General features: G+C 36.4%; 14 protein-coding genes. 6 read left to right on the top strand and 8 right to left on the bottom strand.

The genetic code is table 11. The annotated features are described in order from the left end of the window. Nucleotides 1-72 precede the first annotated feature (72 nt). Nucleotides 73-924 carry an XAC2610-related protein gene (locus NZD88_RS04645; RefSeq protein ID WP_259827797.1) on the top strand — a complete coding sequence of 284 codons (852 nt, stop codon included), beginning with the start codon at nt 73-75 and terminating at the stop codon, nt 922-924. A gap of 310 nt (nt 925-1,234) precedes the next feature. Here the strand turns inward: NZD88_RS04645 and NZD88_RS04640 are convergent, their stop codons facing one another. Then, a complete protein-coding gene (locus tag NZD88_RS04640; protein WP_259827795.1) occupies nt 1,235-1,630 on the bottom strand; it encodes a hypothetical protein in 396 nt (131 codons plus the stop codon). A 139-nt stretch (nt 1,631-1,769) separates the two neighbouring features. Between NZD88_RS04640 and NZD88_RS04635 the strand changes: the two genes are divergently transcribed. Beyond that, the gene (locus tag NZD88_RS04635) at nt 1,770-2,528 is read left to right on the top strand and encodes a response regulator transcription factor (protein ID WP_259827793.1); all 759 of its coding nucleotides are present in this window, start codon (nt 1,770-1,772) and stop codon (nt 2,526-2,528) included. Between the two features lie 113 nt (nt 2,529-2,641). Beyond that, nucleotides 2,642-3,679 carry a L,D-transpeptidase gene (locus NZD88_RS04630; RefSeq protein WP_259827792.1) on the top strand — a complete coding sequence of 346 codons (1,038 nt, stop codon included), beginning with the start codon at nt 2,642-2,644 and terminating at the stop codon, nt 3,677-3,679. Here NZD88_RS04630 and NZD88_RS04625 read toward each other — a convergent pair. From NZD88_RS04625 to NZD88_RS04615, 3 genes are all read right to left on the bottom strand, one after another. Beyond that, a complete protein-coding gene (locus NZD88_RS04625; protein WP_169236047.1) occupies nt 3,672-4,199 on the bottom strand; it encodes a hypothetical protein in 528 nt (175 codons plus the stop codon). The two genes, NZD88_RS04630 and NZD88_RS04625, sit on opposite strands and share 8 nt — an antisense overlap. A gap of 3 nt (nt 4,200-4,202) precedes the next feature. After that, complete coding sequence (locus NZD88_RS04620) at nt 4,203-5,525, bottom strand: PDZ domain-containing protein (RefSeq protein WP_259827791.1); 1,323 nt, start codon at nt 5,523-5,525, stop codon at nt 4,203-4,205. Nucleotides 5,526-5,647: 122 nt separating this feature from the next. Continuing rightward, nucleotides 5,648-6,286 carry an alpha/beta hydrolase gene (locus NZD88_RS04615; protein ID WP_259827790.1) on the bottom strand — a complete coding sequence of 213 codons (639 nt, stop codon included), beginning with the start codon at nt 6,284-6,286 and terminating at the stop codon, nt 5,648-5,650. 226 nt (nt 6,287-6,512) lie between these two features. On the opposite strand from NZD88_RS04615, the gene NZD88_RS04610 reads away from it, so the two are divergent. Next, complete coding sequence (locus NZD88_RS04610) at nt 6,513-6,938, top strand: hypothetical protein (RefSeq protein ID WP_259827789.1); 426 nt, start codon at nt 6,513-6,515, stop codon at nt 6,936-6,938. Between the two features lie 47 nt (nt 6,939-6,985). On the opposite strand, the gene NZD88_RS04605 is transcribed toward NZD88_RS04610, so the two are convergent. Together NZD88_RS04605 and NZD88_RS04600 are read right to left on the bottom strand one after the other, a co-directional pair. Beyond that, a complete protein-coding gene (locus tag NZD88_RS04605) occupies nt 6,986-7,630 on the bottom strand; it encodes a response regulator (RefSeq protein ID WP_259827787.1) in 645 nt (214 codons plus the stop codon). Further along, complete coding sequence (locus NZD88_RS04600; protein ID WP_259827786.1) at nt 7,617-9,620, bottom strand: tetratricopeptide repeat-containing sensor histidine kinase; 2,004 nt, start codon at nt 9,618-9,620, stop codon at nt 7,617-7,619. Before NZD88_RS04600 ends, NZD88_RS04605 begins: the two co-directional genes overlap by 14 nt. A 296-nt stretch (nt 9,621-9,916) precedes the next feature. Between NZD88_RS04600 and NZD88_RS04595 the strand changes: the two genes are divergently transcribed. Continuing rightward, entirely contained in the window at nt 9,917-10,417 is a 501-nt protein-coding gene (locus tag NZD88_RS04595; protein ID WP_259827784.1) for a hypothetical protein, read from the top strand. 131 nt (nt 10,418-10,548) lie between these two features. Here the strand turns inward: NZD88_RS04595 and tyrS are convergent, their stop codons facing one another. After that, nucleotides 10,549-11,844: a tyrosine--tRNA ligase gene (tyrS, locus tag NZD88_RS04590; protein WP_259827783.1), complete on the bottom strand. Its 1,296-nt coding sequence runs from the start codon at nt 11,842-11,844 to the stop codon at nt 10,549-10,551. Nucleotides 11,845-11,989: 145 nt separating this feature from the next. Between tyrS and NZD88_RS04585 the strand changes: the two genes are divergently transcribed. Continuing rightward, nucleotides 11,990-12,550 carry an RNA polymerase sigma factor gene (locus tag NZD88_RS04585; protein WP_116012450.1) on the top strand — a complete coding sequence of 187 codons (561 nt, stop codon included), beginning with the start codon at nt 11,990-11,992 and terminating at the stop codon, nt 12,548-12,550. A 95-nt stretch (nt 12,551-12,645) separates the two neighbouring features. On the opposite strand, the gene NZD88_RS04580 is transcribed toward NZD88_RS04585, so the two are convergent. Further along, nucleotides 12,646-13,278, bottom strand: coding sequence for a hypothetical protein (locus tag NZD88_RS04580; protein WP_259827780.1), 633 nt, complete (start codon nt 13,276-13,278; stop codon nt 12,646-12,648). Between the last annotated feature and the right edge of the window lie 105 nt (nt 13,279-13,383).

Below are 13,383 nucleotides of genomic sequence, written 5' to 3'. Positions count from 1 at the left end.
AATTGGGTAACGCTAAACTTTAAGAAAAATTTAAATAATCATTAATAATATATAAGCAGATAAGGACAGATTATGAGAAAACTTTTTCTACTCTTTGTAATTGCTATTTTCGGGACTTTTCTGCACGCCCAGCCGATCACTTTAAAATATGTTGCTGCAATGAAAGAACTCAGGCTGAAGCTGTATTATGGGAATGGCGGGAAAGGAGCTTTTATACAGTATGAAGGGAAAAAAGAAATTATTCCGTTAAAGGTCAAAAGTTACAAACTGGATACCATTTCGCAAGGCCCCGGTCAGCCGGCCCACCATTATTTTGTGTGGGATGAAATGGTTAACGGAAAACTTAGTGGAACATATAAAATGATGCAAATGAAGAATGTTATTGTAGATCCTTCTTACATCAGAATACGGGATTTCACACATTTCAACCTTGATCTTGTGGAAGAAGAGGGAGATCCGGACGGCGATGATAAATACCTGCTGCATGGTGCCATAATCTCTTTTAATCATTTTTATAATAACAGACTACTGATTGAATATCCTGACGGGGAAAAGATGAATGCAGAACTTCCGTTTCCGGACAGTCCGAATGCAGCCCAACAGAGCTTTATAGAAGATTATAATTTCGACGGCTATGATGACCTGGCCTTCACAATTCCTGACGGAGGGATGGGGGTCTACAATATGTTTACCATTTACCTCTATAACCCGAAAAAGAAGCGTTTCGAGAAATTTAAAGAACCGGACTATTCTAAGTCAAGTTGCTCTTGTCTGTGTGATGTATTGGTCAACAAAGAAAAGAAACTGTTGCAGACCGGTTGCAGAGGTGGTGCTTCATGGCATCAGGATTTATACCGTTTCGATAAAAATGGGGCGTTAAAATGGCTAGATTCAAGAGAATTGCAGGAAGAAACAGAAGAATAAAGGTCAATAGTGAACTTGCTTCACAAATGGATGGTGAATTTTGGAGTCTGGATTTTAGACATTATATTTAGGCTGAGAATGAAGCTAAGGGTGAGATTGATAGCGAGATGGAGAAAGCTATTTGAGATCCAAGTACTCAAATACCAAAACCCAATCCCATACCTCAAAAAGCTCTCCAACGTCGAATCTCGCAACCCTAAAACCCTACATACATACTCCTACAAATAAAAATTACTGCCCAAAAAGACAGTAATAGAGCAAAGATCAGCTGATATGATGTTTCAAACAGTTTGGTTTTTTACTACGGAAATTAATTCTGTTGCTTGGAAGGCTGATCTTTAAAGGCTGCTTTAATTCGGCCACTGTTATTTAATATTTTCAGTCTGAATTGTCCCTCATGGGCTGAGTTATTTACGATAAAAACTTGATGCTTGAAATCTACTTTAACTTGGACCGAATCGTTGGTTGGCAGCTCTTTTATTTCACGGTTATTGATGACATATTGAAGTGGATCGGTCTGTGAAGGATTGTATAAAACAACTTCAAGACTTTCTTTTGATGAATTTTTAATGTTTAGATTTTTGTGGGCAGGAATTTTCCACTGATTACGGTAGATATGTCTGCCTCTGGTAATCTGGAAAGAAGACAGGATAATAACAAGGACTGTAGAGAAAATAAATAGAGAATAAAAATAGATATTTTTCATTTTGGCACAGAGCGGAAGTTATTTTCAGCAAAATTATATCACGGCATTTTGATAACCACTACACTTTTGTGTAGATTTGCTTAAGTGCGATAAATACTACACTTTTGGGTAGTAATTCTGTCAATTTATTACGTGGTATATGGAAGAGATTAATAAATTTTTTAACGATAAAAATGACGTCCGCAGTGATGCTGAAATAGATCGCAGCCAGGTCGGGGAGTATTTAGAAGCAGTAAAGGCATTTTCAAGGCTTACTTACCAGAGTCTGTATGTCATAGATTATCAGACCAGAGCTTTTGAGTATGTATCTGATAATCCATTATTTCTATGTGGTAAAACATCGGAAGAAGTAAAAGAACTGGGGTATGCTTTTTATTTTCAGAATGTGAAGCCCGAAGATGTGGAACTGTTGATCATGATCAATGAAGCCGGATTTGAGTTTTATGAAAATATTCCTGTAGACGAACGGAAATTGTATTCCATTTCTTATGATTTTTATCTGATCAACGGAAAAAAAAACAGGGTGCTGGTCAATCATAAACTTACACCGATGTTTCTTACAGAAGGTGGGCAGATCTGGAAAGCATTATGCATCGTATCACTTTCCAACAACACTTCATCCGGAAATGTTGTCGTAAGCAGGGAAGGTTCGGATGCTCTTTGGAAATATGATCCTGAGGTCAATAGATGGGAGAAAGATGAAAAAATAAGGCTCTCCCAGAGAGAATATGAAATACTGAGCCTTTATGCCAGTGGATTGACGATTAATGAAATTGGAGAGAAATTGTTTATTTCTGCCGATACGGTAAAATTTCACAGGAAAAAACTCTTTGAAAAAATTGGAGTTAATAACATTGCTGAAGCACTTGCCTACGTTAAAACGAATAAGTTGCTGTAAAACAATATACTTCAGTACCGTTTTTTTACGGTATTTTTTATAATGTCTTTTATGATTCAAATTTAGGTCTGATATTTGCAATGGGTAATCAAACTAAATGACCTGTTTTATTTATGAAAAACATATCTGTGAAGAAATCATTTTTATATGCATGTATCTGTGCTGCATTCATGGTTTCATGTAAAAAAGAAATTGAGAAAATAAGCGATACTTTTAAAGATACGGTATCTTCGTCAGAAGCTCCTGCCGTGGAAAAAGACTCCATAAAGAAAGATTCTGTAATTCAAAAAGAATCTGTACCGCCCGCAATGCAGGAAAACGGTTTTTATAATGCCTTCGTACTTCCGAAAGGTAAAAAGCTCAGAGACTCTGTATATGCAGAATTCAGCAAAAAATACAGTGAGAAAGAACGGTATGCGATCCTTGCATTGAACAGGCTTGATTCTAAAAATAGATTTAACGCGGATACTTTAGTGGTTCCTGCCAAAATAGATACCACGCTGATGTCTTACTCACCTTTCCCAATGCAGTTGGACATATTGAGCGGAGTGAAAAAGTTTGTGATCTTTTCCTATCCTATCCAGGCTTACGGAGTATACTCCAACGGAAGCCTTGTAAAATGGGGCCCTACCAGTATGGGAAAAAAAGCAGCGCAGACAACAAGAGGTCTTACTTTTGCCAATTGGAAAAAGAAACTGTCGATTTCAACAGTAAGCAGCGAGTGGAAACTTCCTTATAATTTCAATATTCATAATATCGGGGGTATCGGATGGCACCAGTATGATCTTCCGGGCTATCCTGCATCACATTCTTGTCTTCGTTTGTTGATGAAAGATGCACAATGGCTGTACTCTTATGCAGACACATGGATTCTGAATCCGGGAGGTGCTACAACCAAAGCTAAAGGAACTGCGGTCATGGTCTTCGGAGATTATAAATGGGGCGGGAGAAAACCTTGGAAAAAGCTTTTGGATGATCCTAATGCAAATAATATTTCAGTGGAAGAAATGACCCAACTCTTAGAACCTCATGTTGATAAAATGATGAAAGAGCAAGACAACAGGGAAAAAGTATCAGACTCCATTAAAACCGCCAAAGCAATGGCCGTACCGGCTCAAACTGAAAAAACAACAGAAGTTCCTGCTAACTAAGTTTTTTCTCAAACTGTGAAGTAGATTCTTCAGCAAACCTTCTAAGTTTCAGCATTTCTTCTTTACCCTTGTATTGTCCGAATCGGGCAGCCACATAAGTAAGAAGGATGAAAAACAACATAACAAATGAAGCGCTCAGGGCCCACGGGAACTCAGCGCTTTTTATCTGTTTTTCCACATAGAACATTGTGAAAAATGTCATCCAGAGAATAGAAAAGGAAAAATAAAGAAACATAAAGAATGTCCACACTGCAGAGCTGGGACCGAATATCCCCCGTATAGCAATATCATCATCTTCAGCCTCTATCCTTAAAGACAGTCTTGGCTTCCAGTAATTGTCATATTTTGTTTCTACCCAGATGGTAGCCACTTCCTTATTAATATTTCCCGAAAATTCATCTTTATGATCAGCAAGGTATTTTTTTAATTGCTCGGCATATTCTTCCTTGGTAAGATGGGTAAACATCTTGAATCTCGGGCGGGTTCTTATTTTATCTATTGTGCTTTCTTGAGTTTCCATATTTTATTCTTGATAGGGGATAGGATCTTCCAATACAAAATTAAAGGTCATTTCCTTGTTCTTTCTCTGAATCACCATGGTGATATTTCTGCCTTCATCAGATTTCATCAGCTCCATGATCTTTTCCATGGTCATCTCTGAAGTTTTGCTTCCGTTGATGGTAATTACGCGGTCATCTTTTTTCAGTCCTGCTACGAATGCGGGGGAGTCCTTTCTTACTCCTGCAACAGAAAAGACAGGTTTTAAAGTAAATTTATACTGGAAGTTATTGATTACTGAAATTTCATTGTTGGCATCCGATAATTTCTTGGGTTCAATCTTTACGCGGTCTTCCTGCCATTCCAATCCATCCTGTTTAAAATCTAATCCACTCATATTAAAATGGAAAGGATCGTCAAAATTCCGGTTTTTCTTCAGATATAATTTTCCGTCTGTATAATCGAAAACAACCGTAAATCTACGCATTATTTCTCCACCTACAGATCCTTTTCTGTCAGCGACAAGGTTCACGTGTTGGATGGAGTACTCATCGGGCATTGCTGTGAGAGGCCTTTCAAATTTAAAATCCTGAAGATAAAAATTATGGATTCTGCTTCTTTTGCCGTAAATATCTCCGTTGAATCCACGTCCCAGATAATCCTCAATATTAGGTCTGTTGTACACAAAATCTTTGATGAGGGCAGGGAAGAGCCAGATTGCATCACTGTTACCAAGATCAATCAAAAGTTTTGAGCTTTTCTTTTCATTCGTCATTTCAACGTCTGCATAAAGGTAAGGTTTGTCTTTTTCTATGCTTATAGGCAGTTCCGTAAACTTTCTGATCTTCTTTTTAAGTAGCTCAGTATCCTGATAAACAGTTATTTTTTTTGCTGTATAATCTATTGAAATAGGGTGGTTCTTGAAAAAATGGTATCCTATAACACCATTTACCGGAATTCCGATATGGGATGAAATATTGAATTCTTCATCGATTACAATATACAGCAGCATGGAAGAATTAACGATCTTGTCACCTATTTTCGCAATATTACGGTCAGATTTAAAGCCGTCTATACTTACATTTCCTCCTAATCCTGAAAATTTTATCTTTTCAACATTTTCAAACTTCACTTCTTTATTATCCAGACTGAAAAGAATAGTTTCTGCCACTCCGGTATCCAGCATAAACGTAAGCTCCGCACCATTAACATTAACTGGGATGAAAATAAGGTTATTGATTAGTTTAAAAGGGATGACCGCTTTTTTGACATTAACCAGCTCAAAATTGTTCTGAGCATCAATAAAAATGCTGAAGAATAATGCCAGTAAAAAAAGCTTTAGTTTCATTTACTGAATTTAGTGAAATAATCCTTACTATAAATAAAAAAACATTCCAAAAACAGGAATGCTTACATAAACTGCAACAAAGCAGCTGTATGGGTTGAGTTTTATCTAAAATAAGATTGAGGCTACTTTGAAAAGAAATCCATCAGATCCATATAGTTTTTCTGATTTACGCCGTGTCCGCTCATATACTCTCTGAATGTAAAATAACAACTCAGGTCATACAGAAGATCTGCCGCTTTTCTTCCCCATTCCATAGGGATCACAGCATCGTCTGTGCCGTGTGATACAAAGAAACGGAGCCTTTCCAGTTTCTTTTTGTCTTTTACAATGCCATCCAGAAGTTTTTCCTCAGGATAACTGCTCAGGCATGCCACATAACTGAACATGTCCGGATGCTTTAAAGCTAAAGCATAGCACAATATTCCACCCTGGCTGAAGCCACATAAATGGACCTTACCTTCAGTAAGCCCATAATGATTCACAACTTTTAAGATGTTTTCCAGTACTCCGTCCAACGATTCCTTAGCCTGGGGAATGTCAATGAAATTTTCAGGATTATTGAAATCTATGTCAAACCAGGAATATCCTTCAAACTGGGTATCTCTGGGTGCTCTGAAACTTACAATAAGCCAGTCGGCAGGAAGGGTTTCCCTGAAGCTGAAAAGATCCTGTTCATTACTTCCGTAGCCATGAAGCATAAAAAGTACAGTAGTATTGGGAGTGATATGTTCCGGTTCTCTTACTATATAATCTAAATTCATAGAGCAAATATAATTAATAAATCATATTGTAAAATTCAAAATATCACCGTCCTGTTTTTATATTTGGTAATTAACCGATTGTACTCTTAAATAGGGACTGATCCTGCAATTGTGCTTTTTGCCGATTTGATATTAATTGGAAAACTTTATTGGAAATTTTTCATAAAAGTTATTTTTATATTAATAAAAAACTTATATTTGAAACATTAAAAATCTATTTGGAGAAATGAAGCAATTTTACAAATCAAAAAGTTTACTTAGACTTTCTTTTTTATTCGTTTTATTATTTTCTGTACTTACCGTGGTGAATTCTTGTAAAAAGGATAATGATGATGATGAAGAGTTTACAGATCACGTTGTTCAGTTTGAAGTAAAAACAACCACCGGAGGTGTTATCAGAGCAATTGTAACACAAGTAGGAACCGTTAAAACTGATATTTTCGATCCTGTAGGAACTACTTGGGCGAGCGGCGAATTTTTCGTGAATTCCAGTCAGGCACAGTTGAATCTGGATGCTAAGGCAGACCTTCCTACTGCAGATTCAGAGCTGGTCATTAATCTTCGGATCGACGGGGAAATCGTAAAAACCAAAAAGATGGTGGGAGCAGGTCCTGTAGTAGCTTCTATTGATTACAGCTTCTTAGAATTATAAGTATTATTTACTTAACATATATGAAACCGCTTTTAAAGCGGTTTTTTTTATTGACTGTTTTCAATCATATGATGTTGCCTGGCAAGATTGATTAGCTCTGTAGAATTTCTTGCCTGAAATTTTTGTAATAAATTTTTACGGTGGGTATCAATGGTAAGCGGGCTCAGAAAAAGCTCTTCGGCAATCATGGCACTTGTTTTTCCTTCCGCTACCATCCAGAGGATCTGTTTTTCCCGTTTTGTAATCCTTGGCACGGGAAGATCGTTCTGTGAAGGTCTGCTGATGATCTGCTTTGTTTCCTCACAAAAAACAATATTTCCCGAAAGAGCCCCTTTGATGCACATTACCAGTTCATCTATTGATGTGTTTTTAAGGATATACCCGCTGGCCCCATTCTGGATAGCCTGCATGATAATGCTTCGTTCCGAACGGTTGCTGAACATGATCACGGAAGTTTTTGGCGATATTTTTTTGATTTCCAGGCAAAGTTCTATTCCGTTGGCATCCGGCAGTGTGATATCCAGAAGAACTATATCTATTTCATTGGACCGGAGAAAACTGATGAGGTCCGAACCAGATGTAAAAGTTTCCGAAACAGTAAGAAATGATTGGCTTTTCAACATCATTTTTAATCCTTCTATAACGATAGGGTGGTCATCTACGATAACGATATTTATTTTATGAGACTGCATGGGTATTTAATTCAATATTAATAGTTGTTCCTTCGTTATCCGAATTGATCTCCATTTTGCCTTTAAGATAATCTACTCTGTTTTTAAGATTATGAAGACCCATACTTTGAGACTTCCTGTAATCCTCTTCTTTAAATCCTTTTCCGTTATCTTCTACAGTGATCATGAAGTTTTCATCAGATTGTGAGCATTGCAGCAGTATATTGGTAGCTTCCGAATGTTTAACGGAGTTGGCCAATAATTCCTGTGCAATTCTGTAAATATTAAGCTGTATGGATAAAGGAGTACTTTTGCTAATGTTAATAGGCTGAAAGTCTACCTTAAGATCTTTTCGGATATAGAACTCGCACAGATCTTTAAGAGCGGTTTCCAGTCCGAAGCTCAAAAGGGATTCCGGCATCAGGTTTCTAGCCACATGTCGCAGTTCGGTAACTGAATTATCCAGTTGGTTTAGGATTTTGTAGAAATCTTTATGCCGGCCTGCTTCAAGGTGGGTTGAAGACCAGGTAGAAAAATTTATTTTAACTCCGGCAAGCATTCCGCCCAAACCGTCATGAAGATCTTTGGCAATACGGGCTCTTTCTCTTTCTTCTCCTTCCAGAATAGCTTTTGTAAGGGCCAGTTCTTCTCTTTGCTGAATTTCTTTTATTTCCTGTTGAAGATTTATTTCGCGCTGTTCCGAAATTTTTTTGTTCTTTTTAAAATTTAAAAGACCTAAAATGATAAAGCCGGCTGATAACAGGGAGGCAAGTCCCAGAATCCACATGTATTTGTTTTTCTTGCTGATTTCCAGCTGCTTTTGTACTAATTCTTTATCTCTTTCGGATTTTCTGTATTTTGCTTCCAGAATGGCAATATTTTTATGGATAGAAACCGTATTCAGGCTGTCAAAAGAATCTATATATCGTTCAGCATACAGGTTGGCTTTAGTTGTATCCTTAAGTGCGGTGTAATTTTTAGAAAGTTCTTTTAAAACTTCCTGCCTGTTTTTTTGATAGGGAGTGCTGGCATAAACTTCTTTAAAAATCTTATTGGATTTTCCGTAGTCTTTCAGCTCACTGTTGAGCTGCCCTTCAAACAGCTTTATTCTTTCTGCAATAACTGTATTTTTATATTTTTCTGCATTGCTTAGCCCTTTGGCAAAAAGCTTTACCGCTTCCGGGTAATTTTTTTGCTTCATATGATAATATCCTAAAGTGCAGTAATAGAGTGAATAAAAATTGGATTCAGGATAATCTTTGATGATGGAATAGGTTTTCTCTAATTCTGTATTTGCCTGAGGCAATTTGTTTTCTCTCATCAGAGCATCTGCCTTAAACAAAACAGCTTCTCCCTTAATAGCTTTGGACTGTGCTGTTTGTCTTTTCAGTTTATTGATAGAATTTTCAGCCAAGTTCATGTATTCTATTGCTTTGGGATAATCCTTGGAGTTATAGAATAAGACCCCAATACTTTTATATAAAGCTCCTGTAAGCTCATAATCTTTCAGGGATTTGGCCAAGGGTATTGCTTTATTCGTGATGATGTTCATAGACTCTACTTCCTTATTCTGAATGATCTTGAATAACGCTTTATTCTGGAACATGATGATCCTTATTTTTTTGGCTTCATTACTGTTGTATTTTTTCAAAAGTGATTCAATGTTTGTGAAATCTTTTTCCAGAAGATTAACGGCATCTGTCTTTGTATAGTTTATAATGGACTGATAATAAAGTCCTATATCTCTGTACACAGGACTGCTGGAGGAATTTTCCAGACCTTGTTTCAGGTACTTCTGATAATTTTCAATATCCTGCTTAGTAAAATAGGTTGCAGCAATCTGGTAAGACTTAATGGCTTTTACCGTATCCACAGTTTCATTGTTGGCAGCCAGAATCAGACTGTCAAAATTACTATTCTTTTTCTCTAAAGAATAGAAATAAAGAGATTGTGCCTCAATATTGAGTATGCCGAAAAACGAGATTAATAATGCAAGTAATTCTTTTCTCATGCTTTCTGTGTAATCATGATTTATATTATGAATTTATTAAAAAAAACAATATGTACCTGTAGTGTACTTCATTTTCTTAAGATAGCTACTTGGAGATAAGCATGAAATACCTAAAAATAGGTAGATGTAAATACTGTTTTTTATGTATTGTTCCTTCCGGACATACAGAATAGTTTTGTGATACACATCTGAATCAACTTTAAAGCATGAAATAATAAAGACATTGAAAGGTTTGATGAAAAAACATAGAAATAAATGTAGATAAGAATTAGTTTAAAAATTAAAATATGAGAATTATGAAAAAAATTAATTTACACGGAACATTCAGAAATGCAGTTGCTTTTTTGATGACAGCGCTTCTCTTAGGCTTTGTATCTTCATGCAGCAAAGATGATGACGATGTTGATGCAGGGGGAGGAGTTGTAGGTGGAGGCGCCAATTATAAAATAACAGTTACTCTGAACGGGGTAAATTCTACCGATGATTATGTTTCAGTAGTTGCTTCAGGAGGTGGTTCTCAAAGCAGCGATGCTATCTGGAAAATTAATGGAACCAACCAAAATGGACAAACAGCTGTAGGATTAAATGACAATAGTTTTACAGGCTCTACCAAAACTTATACTATTGAAACGAATTCTCCTATTGCAGCTTTAGCAGCTTCAATTCAGGTCATCAATTATAATTCTGCTATTACCGGAACTTATAAAATAGAAAAGAATAATAAGGAAGTGGTCAATGAAACTATCAATTTAACGACAAATGGTGCCGATTTTACTAAGCAATACTCATTCAATTAAATGATTACTTTTGTAATTGAACTATTTTCGAAGGGGAAATAGCTTTTTCAAGTTTATAATTTTGTATTAAAAAGAGAAACACCTTAATTTCAAGGTGTTTCTCTTTTTATAATACTATTTTTTGAAATCTTTTATTGAATTTTTACAATAAAATAAGCTTTCTTACCTTTTTGTAATAATAAAAACTTACCGTCAATAAGGTCGCTTTCATTAGCGGTATACGTATCATTTACCTTTTCCTTGTTTACAGAAATTGCATTTCCTTTGATCTCTCTTTGAGCCTCACTTTTAGACTTTAAGAAACCAGATTTTTCAGAAAGAAGCTCAACAATGTTGATTCCTAAAACATCAGCTTTTGCAACTTCTTTTTGAGGAACACCGTCAAAAACTTCAAGGAAAGTTTCTTCATCCAGGCTTACAAGATCTTCAGCTGTAGAACGTCCGAAAAGAATTTCAGAAGCCTTCAGAGCTTTTTCATATTCTTCTCTGCCGTGTACCCACACGGTTACTTCCTCAGCCAGTCTCTTTTGAAGTTTTCTTTCGTGAGGAGCGATTTTGTGCTCTGCAACCAAAGCTTCAATTTCCTCTTTGGCTATGAAAGTATAGAACTTAATAAATCTTTCAGCATCATCATCCGTCGCATTCAGCCAGAACTGGTAGAATTTGTAAGGAGATGTTTTCTTTTTATCCAACCAGTAATTTTCACCACTTTCAGACTTTCCGAATTTAGAACCGTCAGCTTTAGTAATCAAAGGAACTGTTAATGCAAACGCTTCTCCTTGAGCCTTTCTGCGGATCAGTTCAGTACCTGTGGTGATATTTCCCCATTGGTCAGAGCCTCCCATCTGAAGCTTTACGTTATTGTTTTGATACAGGTGAAGGAAATCATATCCCTGGATAAGCTGGTATGTGAATTCTGTAAAACTCATCCCGTCTGCTCCGCCATCTCCCGAAAATCTCTTTTTTACAGAATCTTTCGCCATCATATAATTAACGGTGATATTCTTTCCTACATTTTTAGCAAAATCAAGGAACGAAATATTCTTCATCCAGTCGTAATTGTTCACTAATTCTGCTTTATTAGGACCATCACCCTCAAAATCCAAAAACTTTGAAAGCTGGTTTTTTAAACAGTCTACATAGTGAAGAAGAGTAGCTTCATCCAATAAGTTTCTTTCAGCAGATTTCCCCGATGGATCCCCAATCATTCCTGTTGCACCACCTACCAAAGCAATCGGCTTGTGCCCGTGCTGTTGGAAATGCGCTAAAATTTTGATCTGGATAAGACTTCCGATATGCAAAGAATCAGCAGTCGGGTCGAAACCAATATATGCAGTAGTTACCTCTTTATTCAGCTGTTCATCGGTTCCTGGCATCATATCGGCAAAAAGACCACGCCATTTTAGTTCTTCTATAAAGGAATTCATCTATACTTTTCTTTAAAATTTTATGGTGCAAAGATAGTAAATTCAGCAGTATGGAGAGTGAATGTCAGAAGGCAAAAAGAGGATTGAATAAAAAGCCATATTGGCCCCTTTGCTTTTCCACTTAAAAAAATTATATTTGTTACTAATGAACGACGAACAGCTATTTCTGCTTATTCAAAAGGCAAAAGAAAAGGACCAGAAGGCCCAGACCAAACTCATCAATATTTTTTGGGTGGATGTTTTCTCTTTTGTGATGAAGAAAGTAAAAGATGAAAATGATGCAGATGAGATCACGGTGAATGTTTTTTCAAAAGTACTGTCGAAACTGGATATGTATGATCCCCATTTTCAGTTTAAAACCTGGGTATTAACCATTGCTCAAAATACAGTCATTGATTTCTGGAGAAAAAGAAGCCGGGAAAACCAGGATCCAACCGAAAATCTTGATGAGGTTAAAAACCAGTTCGCAAAATCTCCCGAAGAACTGATGATTTCTAATGAAGAACAAAAAAAGATCATCAAAACCATTGAATCGCTGGATGCCAATTACCAGGATATTATCAAATTACGATTTTTTGAAGAAAAAAGCATCAAGGAAATCGCTGAAGAACTGGGCATTTCAGTCGCCAATACAAAAGTGAGGGTGATGCGCGCCAAGAAAGTCCTTGCTGAGCTGCTAAAAAACAATGAATTTGATGATAATTAATAGCTTAGTAAGATAATTAGTCTCATTCAATCTTAAAGGCAAAGCTTACCTTAATAATCTTAACAACTTAATAGAATCTTAATGGTTCAAAATTTTCACAAATAAACTTCCTCCTTTGTTTTAGGAAGAATAATTTTCCTCGGCTCTTTCTGATTTCTGTTCTGCAGATCTATTTTCAATCCTTTTTTAATATAGGTTTCCTGCTGGGATTTACCATATTCAGTGGTATTTTCAACCTCTTTCTTATAATTAAGCTGCCCTGTGGAAAGATTAAAGTCTATGTCTGTCCAATAATCTCCGGGTCTTCCATATGTTGAAGAATGGCCAATCAGTTCAAAATGACCGTTCTGAAACCTGTATTTATCCGTATAGCTCCATTTCCAGCTGCTTCCTCCTGCCTGAGTGATGCTTAAAATTCCTTTTGAAATAGTTGTACTTTGATAAGGATCACCCATCATACCTCCACCTGCACTTTCTAGAACAGCATTTCTTGATTTACTCAAAATCATCCACGTTCCGCCGCTTTTTTTCTGGATTTGAATTTCACGGATCTTACCCAGTTCACCTTCATCTGCTGTAGTATAAATAACCACTCTTTCAGGAATTTTATCACCATCCAGATCTCCCTCCACAGTGTCAATGATCTCCGAACCTGCCGGTTGAAGCTCTTTCTGAGCAAAGCAAAATGTACTGATAATAACGGATAGGGTAAAAAGAATCTTCTTCATAATTTAATTTTGGTGGTTTAAAATTACTAAATTATATGTTTCATCAATGTTTGTCTTTGATTGTTTCGATAAAAAAATCACTAACTTTGAAGCTCAATTTGAGAA

Origin of the sequence: Chryseobacterium pyrolae (assembly GCF_025153485.1) — a bacterium.
GTDB lineage: Bacteria > Bacteroidota > Bacteroidia > Flavobacteriales > Weeksellaceae > Chryseobacterium > Chryseobacterium antibioticum.
This window is presented reverse-complemented; position numbering and strand designations above follow the sequence as displayed.